General features: G+C 29.5%; 17 protein-coding genes and 3 pseudogenes. 19 read left to right on the plus strand and 1 reads right to left on the minus strand.

Features of this window, described 5'->3' with window-relative positions:
* Positions 1-128: 128 nt before the first annotated feature.
* From B8869_RS01740 to B8869_RS12410, 17 genes and pseudogenes are all read left to right on the plus strand, one after another.
* A complete protein-coding gene (locus B8869_RS01740; RefSeq protein WP_084230040.1) occupies positions 129-995 on the plus strand; it encodes an Abi family protein in 867 nt (288 codons plus the stop codon).
* Positions 996-1,268: 273 nt separating this feature from the next.
* Positions 1,269-2,255: an IS30 family transposase gene (locus B8869_RS01745; protein ID WP_084229742.1), complete on the plus strand. Its 987-nt coding sequence runs from the start codon at positions 1,269-1,271 to the stop codon at positions 2,253-2,255.
* A gap of 51 nt (positions 2,256-2,306) precedes the next feature.
* Positions 2,307-2,630, plus strand: a complete 324-nt coding sequence (locus tag B8869_RS01750) for a hypothetical protein (RefSeq protein WP_002838912.1) — start codon at positions 2,307-2,309, stop codon at positions 2,628-2,630.
* Positions 2,631-2,846 carry a Maff2 family mobile element protein gene (locus B8869_RS01755; protein ID WP_002838961.1) on the plus strand — a complete coding sequence of 72 codons (216 nt, stop codon included), beginning with the start codon at positions 2,631-2,633 and terminating at the stop codon, positions 2,844-2,846.
* A gap of 1 nt (position 2,847) precedes the next feature.
* Positions 2,848-3,711, plus strand: a complete 864-nt coding sequence (locus B8869_RS01760) for a VirB6/TrbL-like conjugal transfer protein, CD1112 family (RefSeq protein WP_035110169.1) — start codon at positions 2,848-2,850, stop codon at positions 3,709-3,711.
* A 17-nt stretch (positions 3,712-3,728) separates the two neighbouring features.
* A complete protein-coding gene (locus B8869_RS01765; RefSeq protein ID WP_084230041.1) occupies positions 3,729-3,986 on the plus strand; it encodes a hypothetical protein in 258 nt (85 codons plus the stop codon).
* Positions 3,986-4,324 carry a PrgI family protein gene (locus B8869_RS01770; RefSeq protein WP_002838958.1) on the plus strand — a complete coding sequence of 113 codons (339 nt, stop codon included), beginning with the start codon at positions 3,986-3,988 and terminating at the stop codon, positions 4,322-4,324. Before B8869_RS01765 ends, B8869_RS01770 begins: the two co-directional genes overlap by 1 nt.
* Positions 4,321-6,816: a VirB4-like conjugal transfer ATPase, CD1110 family gene (locus tag B8869_RS01775; protein WP_084230042.1), complete on the plus strand. Its 2,496-nt coding sequence runs from the start codon at positions 4,321-4,323 to the stop codon at positions 6,814-6,816. Before B8869_RS01770 ends, B8869_RS01775 begins: the two co-directional genes overlap by 4 nt.
* Positions 6,788-7,753, plus strand: coding sequence for a DNA-methyltransferase (locus B8869_RS01780; protein ID WP_004828995.1), 966 nt, complete (start codon positions 6,788-6,790; stop codon positions 7,751-7,753). Before B8869_RS01775 ends, B8869_RS01780 begins: the two co-directional genes overlap by 29 nt.
* A 9-nt stretch (positions 7,754-7,762) precedes the next feature.
* A pseudogene (locus tag B8869_RS12390) lies at positions 7,763-10,727 on the plus strand (C40 family peptidase).
* A gap of 19 nt (positions 10,728-10,746) precedes the next feature.
* Positions 10,747-11,004: a hypothetical protein gene (locus B8869_RS01790; protein WP_001035536.1), complete on the plus strand. Its 258-nt coding sequence runs from the start codon at positions 10,747-10,749 to the stop codon at positions 11,002-11,004.
* Positions 11,001-13,355, plus strand: coding sequence for a leucine-rich repeat protein (locus tag B8869_RS01795; protein ID WP_084230043.1), 2,355 nt, complete (start codon positions 11,001-11,003; stop codon positions 13,353-13,355). Before B8869_RS01790 ends, B8869_RS01795 begins: the two co-directional genes overlap by 4 nt.
* A gap of 15 nt (positions 13,356-13,370) precedes the next feature.
* Complete coding sequence (locus B8869_RS01800) at positions 13,371-14,237, plus strand: CD1107 family mobile element protein (RefSeq protein WP_084230044.1); 867 nt, start codon at positions 13,371-13,373, stop codon at positions 14,235-14,237.
* Positions 14,238-14,299: 62 nt separating this feature from the next.
* The gene (locus B8869_RS01805) at positions 14,300-16,006 is read left to right on the plus strand and encodes a DNA topoisomerase 3 (protein ID WP_084230045.1); all 1,707 of its coding nucleotides are present in this window, start codon (positions 14,300-14,302) and stop codon (positions 16,004-16,006) included.
* A 112-nt stretch (positions 16,007-16,118) separates the two neighbouring features.
* Positions 16,119-17,105: pseudogene (locus tag B8869_RS12605) on the plus strand (IS30 family transposase).
* Positions 17,106-17,405: 300 nt separating this feature from the next.
* A complete protein-coding gene (locus B8869_RS01815; RefSeq protein WP_002838915.1) occupies positions 17,406-17,966 on the plus strand; it encodes a type III toxin-antitoxin system ToxN/AbiQ family toxin in 561 nt (186 codons plus the stop codon).
* Positions 17,967-19,145: 1,179 nt separating this feature from the next.
* Positions 19,146-19,454 carry a TnpV protein gene (locus B8869_RS12410; RefSeq protein ID WP_353963049.1) on the plus strand — a complete coding sequence of 103 codons (309 nt, stop codon included), beginning with the start codon at positions 19,146-19,148 and terminating at the stop codon, positions 19,452-19,454.
* Positions 19,455-19,519: 65 nt separating this feature from the next.
* Here the strand turns inward: B8869_RS12410 and B8869_RS12610 are convergent.
* Positions 19,520-20,506 (minus strand): annotated as a pseudogene (locus B8869_RS12610) (IS30 family transposase).
* Positions 20,507-20,690: 184 nt separating this feature from the next.
* Between B8869_RS12610 and queD the strand changes: the two are divergent.
* The gene (gene queD, locus B8869_RS01830; protein ID WP_084230047.1) at positions 20,691-21,023 is read left to right on the plus strand and encodes a 6-carboxytetrahydropterin synthase QueD; all 333 of its coding nucleotides are present in this window, start codon (positions 20,691-20,693) and stop codon (positions 21,021-21,023) included.
* Positions 21,013-21,645, plus strand: coding sequence for a 7-carboxy-7-deazaguanine synthase QueE (locus tag B8869_RS01835; protein WP_084230048.1), 633 nt, complete (start codon positions 21,013-21,015; stop codon positions 21,643-21,645). The genes queD and B8869_RS01835 overlap by 11 nt, the downstream gene beginning before the upstream one ends.
* Positions 21,646-21,650 lie beyond the last annotated feature (5 nt).

The raw sequence follows: 21,650 nt of genomic DNA on the forward strand, positions 1-21,650 counted from the left end.
ATATTTAGGAAAGATTAAAAGAAAATACTTGACAAAAAATATTTTATAACATATAATAATTTCAACAGCACCCGACACGCCTCTTAACAATGCGGACCAAGTCGGGTCATTTGATTTTAGGAGAAAAAATGAAAAAAATCCACCAAGAACCGATTACTATAGAAAATCAAGTAAAAAACTTAATAGACTTAGGACTTTTAGTAAAAGATAAAACTTATGCTAAGAAAATTCTTGGAAGAATATCCTATTACAGGCTAATTAAAGCTTACAGTATCACATTAAAAAAAGATGGAAGATATATATCAGGAATAAGTTTTGAAGATATTGTAAGTTTATATAAATTTGATAGAGAACTTAGACAACTCATATTTGAAATAATAGAACATATTGAAGTTTCTTTAAGAGCAGTTATCACAAACTATTTTTCTTTAAAATATGGGAATTTTGGTTACAAAGATTTGTCAAATGTGGGAAAATATAAAAACAGATATAAAGAAGCATTAAATGATTTAAAAAGAGAAACAAAAAGAAATAGACGCTCACCATTTATAAAAAACTTTAAAGACAATTATGAAGGTGGAGAAATTCCGCTATATGCAGTGATAGAAGTAGCAAGTTTTGGAACTTTATCTAAAATGTATAAGAATATGAAAAATGAAGATAAAAGTAAAATTGCAAAAGTCTTTCATACAGACTACCATTACTTTGAATCTTGGATAGAAAATTTTGCCTATATAAGAAATATATGTGCCCATTATGGCAGGCTATATGGAGCAAAGCTTACAAAATCACCAAAGCTATATAAAGAATATTTAAAAAAGAATATTTCAAACAACACAATATTTGCTACATTAGTAAATCTTAAAATAGTTTCTGAAGAAGAAAATTACAAAAAATTTTATCATGATCTAACGGAACTAATAGCAAGATATGAAAATATTGAACTAAGGCATGTTGGCTTTATAGAAAACTGGAAAGAATTACTAAAACCATAAAATTAAATAGAGAAATTTACACCGAAAAAAAACATTTCGGTGTTTTTTTATGCCCAAAGGAGGAAGAATGAAATATATACGAGATGAGCCGAAAAAATAAGATACAGAGAAAAATGAAATATTAATGAATTAGAAGTAGAAGCGATAGAGAAAACTATCGCTTTTTTTATGGATAATTTATCATAACAAGTGCAACATAAATAAACTCATAGCTAATCAGCTGTGTTAATATGTAAGTGACCAAACAAAACATATTAAAAGGAGTGATTAACTATGAGCTATAACCATCTTACCATAGAAGAAAGATCTTGTATTTACCAATTTTTAAATTTAGGAATGAGTATAAGGAAAATTGCACAAGCACTTAAAAGGTCACCTAGTACAATATCTAGAGAAATTAAAAGAAATTCATCTAAGATAAAAGTTAGTAGGGGAAGTTACACTAAGTACTTTCCGATAAAGGCAAATGATAAATATATTGATAGAAGAAAAGACTGCCATAGAAAAAGTAAATTTTCTAAAGATGTTATTGATTATTTAACTGTAAAGATTAACGAACATTGGTCCCCTGAACAAATATCAAATAGAAACACAAATGAGATTCATGAATTACCATCTACATCAACGATATATAGAATGATACACGCCAAAAAGCTGCCAAAAACTAGTATGAAAAATTTGAGAAGAAAAGCTAAATTTAAAAGGCCAGCAGAAAAAAGAGGAAAATTCAATGATAAAGGTAGAACAATTAAGAAAAGACCTAAAGAGATATACAGAAGGCAAGAATTAGGCCACTGGGAAGCAGATACAGTGGAATCAGGCAGATTAGATCATAAAAGGAAAAGTAGATGTTGTTTCGTAACTTTAGCAGAAAGAAAATCTAGATATTATATAGCAATCCTAGTTGAAAATAGAAAGTCGGAAAGCGTAACACCAGCAATAATAAATGCATTAAAAGATTATCCAAAAGAATTAGTAAAAACAATAACCTTTGATAGAGGTAAAGAATTTTCAGAATTTGAGAAAATAGAAAAAGAATTAGGATGCAAAACTTATTTTTGTGATCCCTATTGTGCATGGCAAAAAGGTACAAATGAAAATAGTAACGGACTTTTGAGGGAGTTTTATCCTAAGGGTATGGATTTATCAGAAGTGAATATTGATGAATTAAATTATAACTTAAGTTTAATGAATAATAGACCTAGAAAATGTATAAAATATAAAACACCTAAAGAAGAACTTTTTGGTCTCTTACCATAGGTGTTGCATTTGATTTGACAATTCGTCTATGGAATAAAGGAGATAGAACAAATGGAAAGAGAAATGCTAAATATTAATGGAAATCTAGTAGGAGAAATAAAAACAACTGCAATAGATACAAAGGAAGGAGAAAAAGAGGTAGCTAACTTCACAATAGTTAGAAAGAACAAAGAAGAAGGAAAGGTTAAAAAAGAATATATCTACTGTAATCTCTACGGGGAAAAGGCAAAAAGTGTGAAGGAATTTAAAAGTGGAGAATACATCCATATTTTTGGATATTTTAAGGAAACAAAAAAAGAAGATAAGACATTTAAAAATTTTATCGTAAAGCACATAAATAAAATTGAAAAAGAAGAAAAAGAGGAGGAAATATAAATGGAATTTTTTACACAAGCAGTAAATGTATTAAAAATATTAGTTACAGCAATTGGTGCAGGGCTTGGAGCATGGGGTGTTATCAACCTGATGGAAGGTTATGGGAATGACAACCCTGGTGCTAAATCTCAAGGTATTAAGCAGCTTATGGCTGGAGGGGGAATTGTACTCATAGGTTTAAAACTAATACCGCTATTAGCAAACGTGTTAAAATAAAATGTTTAATATAGTAGATAAGATCAAAGAGTTTTTTTCGGAGATACTTATTGATATGATCAAGGAAAATTTAAGCGGAATGCTCCTTGATATAAATGATAAAGTATCAACGATAGCAAATGAGGTAGGAAAGACTCCGAGTGGATGGAACTCGGAGGTTTTTCACTTCATAAAATCCATTTCAGAAAATGTTATACTTCCCATAGCAGGTCTTATCATAACGGCTGTACTATGTATTGAATTAATTCAAATGGTAATGAACAAAAATAATATGCATGATACGGATACCTTTGAATTTTTTAAGTACATCATCAAGATGTGGATTGCTGTATGGTTAGTATCTCATGCTTTTGAGTTTTCAATGGCGGTCTTTGATGTGGCACAGAATTTAATAGGAAAGGCAGCAGGTGTGGCAAATGCTAGTGCAAAAGTTTCTCCAGGTGATATAGCTAATATGGTAGATAGCCTAAAAGGAGAGTCAATAGGAAAATTAATGACTATAGTACTAGAGACAGCAATTGTAAAGATGATAATTCAAGGAATATCAATACTCATTACAGTTATTCTATACGGCAGGATGATAGAAATATATATTTATACTTCAGTTTGCGCCATACCTTTTGCCACAATGGGTAATAAAGAATGGGGAAGTATTGGAACAAACTATATAAGAGGGCTCTTCGCACTTGGCTTGCAAGGTTTATTCTTACTTATATGCGTAGGAATTTATGCCGTACTTGTTAAGACTTTAAATATATCAGACATACACAAAAGTATTTTTGAATTACTAGGATACACCTTAATACTTGGTATAACTATGATGAAATCAGGAAGTATTGCAAAATCAATTTTAAATGCTCATTAATAAAAAAGGAGAAGATGATGAAAATTAGAAGAAAAAAAGACAATAAAATTAATTTAAAAACACTTGGAACAATAGGACTCCCAATACTTTTAATAGGGGGATATATTACAAGAGAAATACAAAATAGAATGATTATAAGAAAAACATCGGAAGTTTTAGATAATAGAGAAGAAACGAATGAAAAAGTCTTAGAAATAGCAGTGAATATGGGAAAATCATTAGAAGATCTGAACAGAGAAGACATATATGGCTTTTACTTAGAGGGTTTAGAATAATGGCTTATGTAAATGTCCCAAAGGACTTAACAAAAGTAAAAACAAAGGTAGCTCTAAATCTAACAAAAAGACAATTAATTGGCTTTACAATTGCAGGTCTAATAGGCTTTCCAGTATATTTAATGGTAAAAAAAGTGCTGCCTAATGACCTATCTATGTTAATTATGATAGGTGTGTCTTTTCCTATAATATTTGCAACTCTTTATGAAAAGGACGGGATCTATTTTGAAAAATATTTAAAGTATATTATAGATAAGAAAAGACAGACAAGTATAAGGATATACAAGACAGAATGTATTTATGATATAAAGAAACAAAGAAAGGAAAGGAGTAAATGAATCAAATACAGAAAAAACAACAGAAAAAATTAAATCAAGAAAAAAGAAATTTAAAAAAACAAAAAGAAGATTTAAAAAGCATTAGTATAAGTCAAAAAAAGATGAAAAAAGCAAATATTTCTAAAGAAAAAGGAAAGCCCAAAAAGAAGCTTTCCTTTTTTGGTGGGAAGAAGAAAAAGAGCGTTCAGGAAACAATCCCTTATTTAAGAATGTTGAGAAATGGGATTTGCCAAGTTGAGAAGAACAAATTTAATAAAATGATACGTTTTTTAGATATTAACTACCAGCTTTCAACAGAAGAAGATAAGGAAAGTATATTTAATGAATTTTCAAGTTTTTTAAACTATTTTGATCCAAGTGTTGATATAGAACTTTCATATATTAATCGCATAGGAAAAAATGAAGAAGTAGAAAAAAACATCAATGTTCCGGATAGAAACGATTCATATAATGAAATACGAAAAGAGTACAGGGAAATGCTAAAAAATCAGAGTCAAAAAGGAAATAATGGACTTACTAAATATATGTATATAACCTTTAGCTTACAAGCACAAGATTTAAAAGAGGCAACTACAAGACTTGAAAGAATGGAAATGGATATATTAAATAACTTTAAGCAGATGGGAGTAAAAGCTTATGTATTAAGTGGATATGAAAGGTTGAAGGTCATTCACGATATCTTAAATCCGAATAAGAATTTTGTTTTTTCCTTTGAAGACCTAAAATATAGTGGACTATCTACTAAGGATTATATAGTACCAGCATCATTTAACTTTTCATCTCACAATCAATTTAAAATTGGAGAATACTTTGGAGAAGTAAACTTTCTGCAAATTCTAGCACCTGAATTATCAGATAGATTATTATCAGAATTTTTAGGGGTTGAAGAAAATATGATTGTAACATTTCATATAAATTCCATTGATCAAACAGAAGCTATAAAGATGATTAAAAGAAAAATAACGGACTTGGATAAAATGAAAATTGAAGAAAATAAGAAGGCTATAAGATCAGGATATGATATTGATATTCTTCCAAGCGATTTAATTACCTATGGTAATGATGCTAAGAAACTGTTAGTAGAACTTCAAAATCATAATGAGAGAATGTTTGTCATAACTATTTTGTTTACAAATATGGAAAAAAGTAGAAAGAAATTGAGTAATATAATTTTTCAACTAAATTCAATAGCAGGTAGACATAATTGTGTATTGAAAAATCTTAACTATAGACAGGAACAAGGACTAATTTCCTCCCTGCCACTTGGAAAAAATGAAATCGAAATAAAAAGAGGACTTACAACTAGCTCTACAGCAGTCTTTATTCCTTTTACAACAGAAGAGCTGTGCTTAGAAGGAGAGAGCTTATACTACGGATTAAATGCTTTAAGTCGTAACATTATTATGACAGATAGAAAGCTTTTAAAGAATCCAAACGGTTTAATACTTGGAACGCCTGGTAGTGGTAAATCTTTTTCGGCTAAAAGAGAAATTACCAATGCTTTTTTAATCACACAAGATGACATCATTATATGTGATCCGGAAGGGGAGTATGGAAATTTAACTAAGGCACTAGGTGGAGAAGTTATAAAAATATCGCCAACAAGTAAGGATTATATAAACCCGTTGGATATAAATGTAGACTATGCCGATGAAGACAATCCCTTATCTTTAAAGTCTGACTTTATTCTTTCACTGTTTGAACTTGTAGTAGGAAAGGAAGGGTTAAGTGCAGAAGAAACTTCAGTAATTGATAGATGCCTTCCAATATTATATAAGAATTACTTCGACAATCCTATTCCTGAAAATATGCCAATTTTAGAAGATTTATATAATTTACTTTTAAAACAAGAAGAAAAGGTAGGGAAAAAATTAGCAGTAGAAATGGAAATTTATGTCAAAGGTAGTCTTAATGTATTTAACCATAGGACTAATGTAGATACAGGCAATAGAATTCTTTGCTATGACATTAAGGAATTAGGAAAGCAACTTAGAAAAATAGGTATGTTAATTGTTCAAGATCAAGTATGGAACAGAGTAACTATTAATAGGAATAAGAAGGAAACCAGATATTTCTGTGACGAATTCCATTTGCTTTTAAGAGAAGAACAAACAGCCTCATATTCCATAGAAATCTGGAAAAGATTTAGAAAATGGGGTGGGATTCCAACAGGATTAACACAAAATGTAAAGGACCTTTTAGCCAGTCCTGAAATAGAAAATATATTTGATAACACAGATTTTATCTTAATGCTTAATCAAGCTAGTGGTGATAGGGAAATTTTAGCGAACAAGTTAAATATATCTCTTTATCAGTTATCCTACGTAACAAATTCCAATGAGGGAGAGGGATTACTATTCTACGGAAACACAATAGTACCTTTTGTAGATAGATTCCCTAAAGATACAAAATTGTATAAGTTAATGACAACTAAACCAGAAGAATTAAAGGAAGGGATAGAAATTGATAGACAGAGAGAAGTTAAAAACTAACTATATTATTAATTTAGATGCAATTTCTGCTCTAAAGGAATTTCCAGATAAAACATTTGATTGCTGTATTACATCTCCTCCATATTATGGACTTAGAGATTATAAAGCAGAAGGACAAATTGGAAGAGAAGAAAGTCCGGAGGAATATTTAAATAAATTAATTGAAGTCTTTAGAGAAGTAAAAAGAGTATTAAAAAAAGAAGGAACACTTTGGATAGTTATTGGAGATTCTTATGCAGGCACAAGAAGCAAAAAAGAATATAAAGATCCTAAAAACATAGAAGGAAGAAGTGGTCAAAAAGAGTCTATTACAGAAAAACTCAGTGGCTACAAGGCAAAAGACTTAATGGGGATACCTTGGCAACTAGCTTTAAAATTAAGAGAGGACGGTTGGTATTTAAGAAGTGATATTATTTGGCATAAGGAAAATGCCATGCCTGAGTCTTGTAGAGATAGACCATCAAGATCCTATGAACATATCTTCCTATTATCAAAAGCAAGAAAGTATTTCTATAACTTTGACGCTATGAAAGAACCAATAAAAGAAATAAGCAAAAAAAGATATATGAGGGCAAGGGGAAATAATAATAAGTATTTACAAGAAGGCACAGGAGCTAAAAGACAGAGCATAAATGAAGCAAGAGAGTATGGAGAATATATAGGAGATAATGTCCCTAAGTTTAGAAACAATAGAGATATTTGGACTATTAACACCAGTGCGTTTAAAGGAAAACACTATGCGGTATTTCCACCAAAACTGGTAGAACTTTGTATAAAAGCAGGATGTCCTAAAAAAGGCTTAATTCTTGATCCTTTTATGGGTTCAGGAACTGTTGGAATGGTAGCTATTAGGATGGACAGAGAATATATTGGAATTGACATAAACAAAGACTACTGTCAAATAGCTAAAGAAAGGATAGAGAAAAATATGAAATAGGAGGTATATATGAAAAAGAAAGGGAAAGTAAACCCAAGAGATGTACCAAAGACCAAGCTTATATCAGAAAAGAAAGGAGAAAGCAATGAAAAATCCAGTAGTACAGAGAGACCATCAGATTTTTCAAAAAAAGAAATTAATAAAGAAAAAAGCAAGAACAACATAGACAATAATGCTGAAAACTTTAAATATTATTCATCTCATATGCAAGAAAATAGTCGGGAGTTATTCAAGGAAAAAGATAAGTCAAATAGAGGAAGAAGACAAAGAAAAATCCATGAGGAAAAATTTTCAGAAACTTTCTATCATAATGAATATCAGCCAGAATATTCGCAACAGCAGCATAGAAAAATGGAAGAAAATGAGGAAAGTAGATATGGTGAATATTACGGGCAAGAAACAGAATACAGGCTAAGTAACTTTAAAGAAGATTTTAATGATAGACCAAATTCAACTAGCTCTAATTTAAAAAGTAGCACTTCTCCCCAAAAAAATTACAAGGGGAATAGTAATTTAAAATGGAAGAAAAACGTTGAGAGTGAAAGTTTTAATGGCGTGCAAGAGAAAAAAATAAGGAGATTTAGAAAAGAAGATAAGAATTTTAATATAGAGGTAAGTTCAACATATGATCCCTTATCGCAGGACTCAGATAATGATGGCGTCATAGATCGCTATGACATGAACTTTAGTGATAGCAATGTATCATATAGGGACACAAGAGATGACTATAAGTATTTACCATCTTCTGATGTGCAAAGAAACAATTGGGATGGGTTTTCTATTCTTGGTAAGAATAGGAAAGAAAGTTTTCAAAAAAACACCTTAAAAAAACTTTATCAATCTCAAAGTCAGTTTAAGGACAAAGGGGAAAAAGCAGAATTAAAATCTTTAAATGGGAAGTTTAGAAGAAAAGACTTATCATATAAGGCAAATGAAGAAGATAAAAAAATAATTCAAGATCTGAATACTAATAAAAAACAAAATAGCAAATATTTCAAAGGCAAAGTTAGAAATTTAGAAGAAAAAAATATGCTAATGGGTAGGGTTTCTAGTGGGAAATTTAGACTGGATAGCCTATTTGAAGGATTTAAAAGTGAATCTGAAAAAAATAAAGATAAATATAATATAAATAAAAAAGAATCAAGAAAAAATAGGCACGAAAAAAGAAATCTTCAAACAGGAAAAAAACGTAATAAAAAATGAGAATCTTGAAGTAGATGAACTTGATTTAAATCATAGTGGAATTTCTAATAAAAACAAGGGAAAGAAAAGACAAATAAAAGACGCTTTTGATAATACTATAAAGAAAAGTAACTTTGATCCAAAGAAAGAATACACCAGGACAAAAAAAGAAGTACAGGATTCTAAAAATGTATCTGAAGAAAATAAGGTAGATACAAAAAATAAAACTAAATTCCATTCTAAAAAAGATAACAAAAGTGAAAAAGATAAGTTTTATAAAAAGGAAGATAAAATATCAAAACTATATGAGAAAAAGAATAAAAAGGAAAAAGAGTTAATTAAGGATAAGAAAAAGTCGAAAAAAGCAGGTTTAGAAAAACCGATTACTTTTGCAAGTGCTATGACGGCAAACTATCTATATAGTGGGAAAGATGATAATGCAGGTGTTAACGCTGCTTATAAGCTTAGTAGAAATACCGAAGCTATTGGCAGAGAAATTAGCCATCTTAGAAGAAAAAAAACTTTAAAAACTCAAAGAAAAATAAAATCTTTAGAAGGAAAAATTTATAAGAAAGAAAGTAAACTTCTATTTCAAAGAAATTTTGAAGAATTGAAGAAGACTAAAGCTTATCAAAACTCTAATAAACTGAATCGATTTTTTATGAAAAAGAAGTTTCAGAGAGATTTTAGGAAAAAACAAGGGGAAGGTTTAGTAAATAGAATAAAGAAATCTTTCGCTAATATTGGAAAGAAAACATTGGAAGTTTTAAAAAACAAAGGATATAAGCAAATTTTAATTGCCCTTTGTATTTTAGGACTTTTTTTTATGCTATTTCAAGGAATTAGTAATGTTGGAAGTCTTACTTCAGGATTAACAAGTAATGTTATAGCTACAAGCTATCTATCAAAAGAAGAAGTTTTAATGGATATTAATAATGAATTTACAAGTTATGAATATGCATTACAAGATGAAATAGATAGTATTAAAGAAAATTATCCAAATTATGATGAATATCATATAAAAGGAGATTCTGTTGGTCATGATCTACACGAGCTTTTTAGCTATTTAACAGCAAGATATGGAGAGATTAAGTCAGCTGAAGAGATACAAAAGGAATTAAAAAAACTATTTAATCAAATGTATGAGAAAAAATATACTTCAAAGTCTATTACAAAATATGACAGTGAAGGAAATCCATATACCTATAGAATTCTAACCTTAACTATAAAAAAGAAAAGCATTGATGAAATAGCAAGAGAAGAATTTGCAAACTATGAAACAAATATGGCTCATTATTTAGCTTTACTTGATAGTCAGGGAAATATGAGTGGATATTTTGGATCAAGCTATGGGAACTTGGGAGAGATTATAGACAATCCCGACTTTGGAAATCCAGGAATTGAATTTGATGATGTTACAGTAAAACAATTATTTAGTGAAGCAGAAAAACACATAGGGAAAAGATATGTGTTTGGCGCAAGCGGACCTAGTAATTTTGACTGTTCAGGATTTGTATGTTGGTCTTATACAAAGTCTGGTGTAAAAAGAATGCCAAGAACTACAGCTTGGCTTATTTATAAAAACTATTGTAATCCAATATCTCCAAGCGAGGCAAAACCTGGGGATATTATTTTCTTTAAAGGCACATATAATTCGGGTACGCCAATTTCTCACGTAGGGATATATGCCGGAAATGGAATGATGCTCCATGCAGGAGATCCTATCCAATATGCCAGTATAAACTCAAGGTATTGGAAAAATCACTTTTATTCCTTTGGTAGACCAAAATAAGGGGAAGGAGTAAAAATCTATGAATAAAAAATTAATCAGAAACATAGAAAAACAGAAGAATTTAAGAAAGAAAAAAGAAGAAATTGAAATAGAACTTCAGTTATTAGTAGAGGAACAAGAAGAAATAGAAAATTTAGAGGTCATCAAGGAATTTCGAAGTCGAAAAATATCTCTTGATGAATTTTTATTTATTGTTAGAAAAAATAAGGAAGAAGAAAATAGAGAAAGACAAGAACTTAAAAGAAAAGATACAAATGAAAGTGAGGAAAATTTATGAAAAAAATAACCAGTGGAATTTTAGCTGTGATAATGCTACTTGTAAGTTTAGTGAATATAGTGGCTGTAAGTCCTGTATATGCAAGTACAGATTATAAGGTAGAGTGGACGGAAGATGATTTTATGTATTCCTCTGAGGGAAATATAATTGCCTTTAGTGATAAAGGCTTAGAAAAGAAAGAAAAGACAAATATTTTAGTATTTCCTGAAGGAACGAAATCTATAAATGGAAATTATTCTTTAAGTCATTCAAACGATGAACTTAGATATAAAAGAGAATTTGGACGCGGTAAACATTGGGATAAAGTAATTATTCCTGATTCTGTCAAGCATTTAGGTTATGCTGCCTTTTACGAAGCAAGTATAGATGAGGTAAAACTATCAAATAGTCTAACTTATCTTGGTGGTTTAGCATTTTTCAATTGTGGACTTAGAGAAGTGACTTTACCTGATACTCTAGTAAATATTGAACATAATGCTTTTGAAAGAAATAACCTCCAAGAAATAACTATACCGAAGTCTGTGAAGACAATTGAACAGTATGCTTTTTCAAGAAATAAATTGCACACTATAAAAGTATTAGGTAATCCAAATATTAACAGTAAGGGAGTATTCCATAATCAAGAAGTTGAGTATAGACCAAAACAAAATCCATTTTACGAAAATCATTTTGGTTTCAACGGAAATCAAGGATTCAAATCTATTCCTAATGGATTAAGGTTTGAAAATGGAGAGTTTGTCTTTGATAAGAATGTAGATAGTGTAGAACTTGAATTTGATTATAACAATGATATGTATCAAGGAAAGATGACTATTTACAATCCAAATAAATATTCCATTGATACTCAAACAGATTTAACAGGTCAAGATATTGATGAAAAGGACAATAAGATTGATGATTTAACTAAAAATATTAAGGACTTAGAAAATCAGATCAAAGACTTAAATGATAAGAAACAAGAAGACCAATCAAAGATAGATGAATTAAAGAAAAAGTTAGAATCTTGCAAAGATAATGGAGAAAAACTAAAACAAGAAAAGTCTAAGCTAGAAGAAGAGATTAGAGATAAAGATAATAAGATTACTCAATTGAATAAAGAAATTGAGAATCTTAAAAATTCTAATAATGATGAACTAATAGCAGAAATTACTCAGCTTAAAGATGAGTTAAAAAGATTACAAGATGAAAATGCAAAACTTAAAGAAAATTATTCATCTACAAAATGGGAGTTAGAAGCTGAGAAAGAAAAGGCTGATAAAAACGAAAATAAAATCAAAGAAATGCAAGAAGAGCTCGAGTCTTTAGAAGGAGAACTTGCAAAGAAGACTAAAGAAATTGAGGATAAAGATAATAAAATTAAGGACTTGGAAAAAGCTCTTGATGAAAAAGATACTAAGATAAAAGAATTAGAGAATAAAAAGAAAGAAACAGAAAAGACTAAGTCAGAATGCTGTAAGAAAATTGAAGAGCTTCAAAAGGCTATTGATAGTTTAAAAGAATCTTCTGAAAATACAAAAAAAGAATTAGAAGAGAAAATTAAAAAACTAGAAGAAAAACAAAAAGCTTCTGAAGAAGAAATTAAAAAGCTAAAAGAAGAATTAGATAAGAAAATTGAAGAAGCAAAGAAGTTAATCGAGGAAGCAAATAAAAAATCGAAAGAAGAACTTGAAAAACAAGCTAAAGATGAAAAAGACAAAAACCTAAACCAAGACTTATCTAAGAAATTAGATGAACTTCTAAAACTTCAAAAAGAAAACAAAGAGAAGAAAGAAGATAAGAAATCTCAAGATAAGAAGTGGGACGAACTTTTGAAAGCTGATGACAAGAATATCCTAAATCAATTTGATCTTAACAAGATGAAAAAGCAAGAGGTACAACAATCCAAAAAACAAGTTAAAGATGAAAAAGAATTTGCAGTTTTCCAAGTAGACAAAAACTTCTATAACATTATAAAAGATGGAAAGAAAACTACTGTGTATATGGATGTAAAAGCATATATTAAGGATAATCGCATTATGTTACCTGTTAGATATGCAGCCTATACTCTTGGGTTTAATGTAGAATATGATGATAGTAAGAGAGAGGCTATCTTTTCAAATAAAGAAAATACAGCCTTACCTAAAAAAACTCTAAGATTAAATATAGATACTGGTGTTATGAAAGATAGTCAAGGAAACATTTATCATTCTGACACTAAACCTGTAATTATAAATGGAAGAATTCACGCATCTATTTCCAATATAGCTAAAGCTTTTAATGCAAGCTGTGGGGATATAAGAGATGAAAAAGATCAAAGCATAGAATGGGATAATAGCAGAAAGGCAGTTTATGTCTTTAAGAATATAAAGTAAGAAAAGGAGAGAATTATGAAGAAAAAAAGATTAGGGGTAGCCTTAGTGCTACTCCTTTTACTATTAAGTATGCCAAGCATATCCATAGCTAAAAGCAATGAAAATGAAATAAAAAATCACTCAAATGATATTTATTTGCCAGAAAAAAGTAAAGAATTAGAGAGCTTATTTGATGAAGATGTATATAAACCATCTAATGAGAGTCAAAAAATTCCTTATCAGGAAGTGCCAAAAATACAAGAAAATAACATAAAAAATGAGCAAGTAGATAAAAAAGAAAAGCCATCTAAACTTGTTAAAGGTGGCAATACTAAAGCAATTAATCCATTAGCCACAAAAGAAAATAAGGCAAGAGGAACAGTTATTGAAAATGTAGATAAAAATGGACAGGATATTACACCAAGTGGAGATACAGAAAAAGATAAAGAAAATCCAGTAGATGTAAGACAATTTTTAACCTTTCAAACAAAGAGTGGAAAAACTATGCACCTCATTGTAGATCATTCGGAAAATCAAGAAAATGTACAATTACTAACAGAAGTTGGAGAACAAGATCTACTAAATATGATTGAAGGAGAAAGTGAAGCAAAGCCAAAAGAAGAAGTAGTAAAAAAAGAAGAACCGGTGGAGGAAAAACCGAAGAAAGAGGAGAAGGAAGAAAAGAAATCAGGGATAGGACTCTATTTATTTATGGGTTTAATTATTGTTGGTGTAATGGGTGCAGGATATTACTTCAAAATCTATAAGAAAAATGAAGAGGCAAGTTTTGAAGATGAGCAAGATTATAATGAATTAGAAGATGATTATGAATTTGAAGGGGAGGATTATAATCTTGAAGATAAGGAAGATACAGAAGTTATTCCAGATGAAGATGAATTTTAATCTTTTCAATAATTTAAGCAGTAGATTGAGGACAACATTATTAAAAAACTAAAGGAGGAAAAATGAAATTAGTAATCGCAGAAAAACCAAGTGTTGCAGCATCAATAGCAAAAGTTATAGGAGCAAAAAATAGAAATAATGGATATTATGAGGGAAACGGATATATTGTTTCATGGTGTGTTGGACATTTAGTACAAATGGCAAATCCTGATGTGTATAATGAAAGATATAAGAAGTGGAGAATTGAAGATTTACCTATTATCCCAAAAGAATACAAGTATGAGGTAACGAAGGCAACTAAAAAACAGTTTAATATTCTTAAAAGGCTAATGAATAGTAATGAAGTTGATACCATTATTAATGCTTGTGATGCTGGTAGAGAAGGAGAAGCTATTTTTAGACTTGTATATATGATGGCAAATTGTAAAAAGAAAATGAAACGTCTTTGGATTTCCTCAATGGAAGATTCTTCCATAAAAGAAGGATTTAGCAACTTAAAAGATGGAAGTAACTATGATAATCTTTTTGATTCAGCTAAGGCTCGTGCCATAGCTGATTGGCTTGTTGGAATGAACATAAGTAGACTTTACTCCTGTCTATATAATGAAAATTATAGTGTAGGCAGAGTACAAACACCAACTTTATCAATGATTGTGAATAGAGATGATGAGATAAATAGTTTTAAAAAAGAAAAATATTATACAGTGGAGATTTCTATGAATGGATTTACACTGTCGACAGATAGAATTGATGACAAGATAGTGGCAGAGCAGCTTAAAAATTTAATCGGAGAAAAAATTGAAATAACCGATGTAATTAAAAAAGAAAAGATTACAAAGCCTAATCTGCCCTTTGATCTAACAACACTTCAAAGAGAATGTAATAAGTATTTTGGATACAGTGCAAAACAAACCCTAGATTATGCCCAAAACCTGTATGAAAAGAAGTATATTACCTATCCACGAACAGATTCAAGATATTTGACAGTAGACATGATAGAAAGCACTGTAAATAATATTATAGGGAAAAATGATTTTGACACAGAAAGAATTAAGGTAGTTTTTAATTCTGAAAAAGTTACAGATCATCATGCAATAATTCCAACGATAAGTTCATTAAATAAGGATATTTCAAATCTCCCGGAAAGTGAAGCCAAAGTATATAGACTTATAACAAATAAACTCTATGCAAGTTTTGGATATCCTCTTGTAGAAAATACAACAAAGATAGTGGCTGAATTTGACGGGTTTGAATTTATAAACACTTATAAAATAATTGCTGAAGAAGGATTTACAAAATATTTAGAAGAATATAAATCAAAGAAGAAAGAAGATATACAACTTCCTGATGTAAAAATAGGAGATTTTTTATATATTGAAAATAAAGATATAAAAGAGAAGTATACAAATCCACCTAAACACTTCACTGAAGACACACTCTTAAAAGCAATGGAAATAGCTGGGAATGATGAATTAGTTAAGGATGTTGAAGTTGAGAGAAAAGGACTTGGTACTCCTGCTACAAGAGCGGGAATAATAGAAAATTTGATATACAAAGGTTATATAAAAAGAGAAAAGAAAAACTTAATATCAACTAGAAAAGGATTAAACCTAGTGACTATAGTAATAGATGAGTTTAAATCTCCAAAGACAACAGCAAAATGGGAAATGAGATTAAGTGATATAGCAAAGGGTAAGGAAGATAAAGAGAATTTTTTAAAAGAAATTGAAGAAGAAATAAAAAACACCATAGGTAAATATTATAAGTAAATTTATTATAGATAATTTATCATAACAAGTGCAACATAAATAAACTCATAGCTAATCAGCTGTGTTAATATGTAAGTGACCAAACAAAACATATTAAAAGGAGTGATTAACTATGAGCTATAACCATCTTACCATAGAAGAAAGATCTTGTATTTACCAATTTTTAAATTTAGGAATGAGTATAAGGAAAATTGCACAAGCACTTAAAAGGTCACCTAGTACAATATCTAGAGAAATTAAAAGAAATTCATCTAAGATAAAAGTTAGTAGGGGAAGTTACACTAAGTACTTCCGATAAAGGCAAATGATAAATATATTGATAGAAGAAAAGACTGCCATAGAAAAAGTAAATTTTCTAAAGATGTTATTGATTATTTAACTGTAAAGATTAACGAACATTGGTCCCCTGAACAAATATCAAATAGAAACACAAATGAGATTCATGAATTACCATCTACATCAACGATATATAGAATGATACACGCCAAAAAGCTGCCAAAAACTAGTATGAAAAATTTGAGAAGAAAAGCTAAATTTAAAAGGCCAGCAAGAAAAAGAGGAAAATTCAATGATAAAGGTAGAACAATTAAGAAAAGACCTAAAGAGATATACAGAAGGCAAGAATTAGGCCACTGGGAAGCAGATACAGTGGAATCAGGCAGATTAGATCAATAAAAGGAAAAGTAGATGTTGTTTCGTAACTTTAGCAGAAAGAAAATCTAGATATTATATAGCAATCCTAGTTGAAAATAGAAAGTCGGAAAGCGTAACACCAGCAATAATAAATGCATTAAAAGATTATCCAAAAGAATTAGTAAAAACAATAACCTTTGATAGAGGTAAAGAATTTTCAGAATTTGAGAAAATAGAAAAAGAATTAGGATGCGAAACTTATTTTTGTGATCCCTATTGTGCATGGCAAAAAGGTACAAATGAAAATAGTAACGGACTTTTGAGGGAGTTTTATCCTAAGGGTATGGATTTATCAGAAGTGAATATTGATGAATTAAATTATAACTTAAGTTTAATGAATAATAGACCTAGAAAATGTATAAAATATAAAACACCTAAAGAAGAACTTTTTGGTCTCTTACCATAGGTGTTGCATTTGATTTGACAATTCGTCTATAAAAAAATTGAATAAAATTATAGGAATGCAGAAAGGAGTGAATTTTGAAAGAAAAAGGGTATAATGTAAATGATAAAAGAGTAGCAATTAGGAAATTTACTGATTTGACATTACTATAAATATATGTTATACTCTTGTCAGATAAAGATGGTGTCCCGCTACCGTTAAAGGTGGAGCATTAAAGAAGGTGTCTCACTACCTATATCCCAAAGGTGAAACATTAAAGCAAACAGAGAGGATAAAACCTCTCTGTTTTTTTAGGAGAAAACAATGGTAGAAGTTATAAAATATGGATTTTATACTGTAAACTCCGATTACCTTGAATATCTAAATAAAGTAGATTCAGAAGTTTATTACAACCCATCGTATAGAAACAGTATAAAACCATTTGTTGGAATTATTGTTGGTATAGATAATTATAATTATTTTATTCCAATTTCTTCTGCAAAGGAAAAACACAAAAAATGGAAGAATGTTTCTGATGAGCATTTTTTAATTTATGAAGTGATCGATAATAGTATTACTATAGATGGAGATATTTACAAATATTATTCTGATAAAGAAAAAATGCACATATTATCTATATTGGATATTAAGAAAATGATTCCTGTACCGGCTGATTGTTATGAAAGAATTGAATTTAATGAGCTTGAGGATATCAGATATAAAGACTTATTTCAAAAAGAATACGCTTTTTGTTTAAAGGTAAAAACAAAGGTCTTGATAAAGGTAGAAAAAATATACCAAAAGCAAAAGAAAACAGGAATTATAAGAAGAGCAAATTGCAATTTTTCAAAGTTAGAAAAGGCAATGTTGGATTGGAAGCAATAGAATAAAGGCAGTTAGAGCGATTTGAAAAGTAAAAAATTTCAATCGTTTTTTTATTGCAATAAAAAGATAGCGTAAATGACATTTTAAAGTTATCTTTTGCTTACAGAAATTAAAAAAATAGAAAGAAATAAAGTTTAATAAATAAATATATAAAAATTTAGTTCATTTTTATCACTATAATGAGGAGGGATAAAATGCCAAGATATGATATAGTAGATTTAAGCAGAACAATCTATCTTGCAAAAGAAGAATTTAAGAAAGATATAAAAAAATATGAGGAATATTTAAAGGTATCAGGCAATAACTATAAGTATCCATATATACATCAAATATCTATATACAATATGGATCCAAAAGCAACAGCCTGTGCAGAATTTGATTATTGGAAAAGTATAGGTAGAAGCGTTAAAAGAGGCGAAAAAGGAATACCACTTTTAGATATAGATAGTGGAAGGATAAAATATATCTTCGACATAAGGCAAACAGTAAGTATTAATCATAATATTTCTGAGGTAAAGTTATGGAAATATGATAGCAAAAAGCATTTAGACTTACTAGATGAACTGATAGATAAGTTTAAAGAAAAAGATAGTAAGCTTCTATTAAGCCAAGAAGATAAAATTGATGCCTTAGTAGAAAGTAATGTTAGAGGAAAATTCAATAAAATTTTAGAAAGTCTATCTGATGAAAGTTTAAAAAGCATTCAAAAGGTAGACCTTTTTAATTTGTTAAAAGAATCCGTAAAAATTTCCATAAGCGAGAGAATGGAGGTCTCATATCGGCTAAAAGAAGAAAACTTATCTTTACTATCTAAAATATCAAGTTCGGACATAGACAAAGTATTAAGTATAAGCTCTAACATAAGTAAAGATATCTTACTTGATTTAGGAAGGGAAATAAAAAGATTAGAAATTTTAGAGAAAATTCAAGAAAGAAAAGATTTGGAGCAGACAAAAGAGCTTAAGGAGCGTTATAATAAATTAAGTTCTGATATAAACGGTGAAATAAATTTTAAAGGAGGCTTGGAAGATGAAAGAGAAATTAACATTGGCAGGCAAGGAATACCTCATGGAGGAGGGGATTTACACACCAATCGTCAAGGAGAATTCCTTCGAGAGACAGGGAGGGACATACAAGATGGAAGAATTGGAGGAAGGCATGGAAGTCCTAATACCCAATATGGCAATTCCCAAGGAAATAGATTTAAAGAAACTCAACAGATGGGGAAGGATGAGATTGAACTTTCTCAAGGAGAACAAAGAAGAGGATTATCAGATAATGTATTTGCAAGGGATATTGATGGATCATCTTCTATCAAAGGAAAAAGAGATAGAGGACTTTATCACGAGGGAAGAAGTCAAAATGATGGAAACTTGGGGGCTGACAGAAGAACTGAAAGAAGAGGACTATCTGAAATATCTGAGATTGAAGAAGAACATGGATATGACCCTGCAAGAAATAGGGGAAAGGGAGATAATCTTAATCTAAAAAATGAGGAAGTAGAGTCTACTTCCTTTTTTTCTGCTGACGAATTGTCAAATCAAATGCAACACCTATGGTAAGAGACCAAAAAGTTCTTCTTTAGGTGTTTTATATTTTATACATTTCTAGGTCTATTATTCATTAAACTTAAGTTATAATTTAATTCATCAATATTCACTTCTGATAAATCCATACCCTTAGGATAAAACTCCCTCAAAAGTCCGTTACTATTTTCATTTGTACCTTTTTGCCATGCACAATAGGGATCACAAAAATAAGTTTTGCATCCTAATTCTTTTTCTATTTTCTCAAATTCTGAAAATTCTTTACCTCTATCAAAGGTTATTGTTTTTACTAATTCTTTTGGATAATCTTTTAATGCATTTATTATTGCTGGTGTTACGCTTTCCGACTTTCTATTTTCAACTAGGATTGCTATATAATATCTAGATTTTCTTTCTGCTAAAGTTACGAAACAACATCTACTTTTCCTTTTATGATCTAATCTGCCTGATTCCACTGTATCTGCTTCCCAGTGGCCTAATTCTTGCCTTCTGTATATCTCTTTAGGTCTTTTCTTAATTGTTCTACCTTTATCATTGAATTTTCCTCTTTTTTCTTGCTGGCCTTTTAAATTTAGCTTTTCTTCTCAAATTTTTCATACTAGTTTTTGGTCAGCTTTTTGGCGTGTATCATTCTATATATCGTTGATGTAGATGGTAATTCATGAATCTCATTTGTGTTTCTATTTGATATTTGTTCAGGGGACCAATGTTCGTTAATCTTTACAGTTAAATAATCAATAACATCTTTAGAAAATTTACTTTTCTATGGCAGTCTTTTCTTCTATCAATATATTTATCATTTGCCTTTATCGGAAAGTACTTAGTGTAACTTCCCCTACTAACTTTTATCTTAGATGAATTTCTTTTAATTTCTCTAGATATTGTACTAGGTGACCTTTTAAGTGCTTGTGCAATTTTCCTTATACTCATTCCTAAATTTAAAAATTGGTAAATACAAGATCTTTCTTCTATGGTAAGATGGTTATAGCTCATAGTTAATCACTCCTTTTAATATGTTTTGTTTGGTCACTTACATATTAACACAGCTGATTAGCTATGAGTTTATTTATGTTGCACTTGTTATGATAAATTATCTGCATAAAAATATCTGTTAGAGATTTACTCCCCAACAGATATTATAGAGCCTAAAAATATAATAAAAACTGAGGTAATTGTGATGTTTAAGATAAAGAAAACTTTGGAGATTAGTGCTGCACATAAATTGAATTTAAACTATGAAAGTAAATGTCAAAATTTACATGGACATAATTGGATAATAACAATTTATTGCAAATCAGAAGAATTAGATGAAAATGGAATGGTATATGATTTTACTCATATAAAAAATAAAATTCACAAGAGATTAGATCATACTTATATAAATGATATTATCCCTTATAATCCAACTGCAGAAAATATAGCAAAGTGGATAGCAGAAGAGATAGGTGAAAAATGTTATATGGTGGAAGTTCAAGAAAGTGAAGGAAATGTAGCTATATATGAAGTATGATATAAATGAAATTTTTTATAGCATAGATGGCGAAGGACCTAATAGTGGGAAGTTAAGTGTATTTATAAGACTTAATTACTGTAACTTACGATGTGTGTATTGTGACACAGGTTATGCACTTGGTAGAAAAGATAATTTTTATACTTTAGAAGAAATAGTTGAGCAAGTGGAATCTTATGGAATTAAGAGTGTAACTATAACTGGGGGAGAACCATTAGAACATGATTTAAAACCTCTTATAAGTCGTCTATTAAGTTTAGAATATGAAATTGATATAGAGACCAATGGTAGCTTAGATATAAGAAAATACTTGCTTGAAAATGTAAATATAATACTTGATATTAAAACACCATCATCTAAGATGGAAAAGTTTAATCTCTATGAAAATCTGTCTAAACTTAGACCTAATGATGTAGTTAAATTTGTGGCTAGTGAGAATGATATGGACTTTGTTTTAAATATTATTCAAAAGTATTATACGAGTGCTAAAATTTTTATTTCACCTATCTATGGCTGTAATATAGACAAAATAGTTGAATATATTAAAGAACATAGATTGGAAGTTAGACTACAGTTACAAATTCACAAGTATATATGGGACCCTAATATGAAAGGTGTATAGATAAA

It is taken from the genome of Peptoniphilus asaccharolyticus DSM 20463 (assembly GCF_900176115.1).
Classification (GTDB): Bacteria; Bacillota; Clostridia; order Tissierellales; family Peptoniphilaceae; genus Peptoniphilus; species Peptoniphilus asaccharolyticus.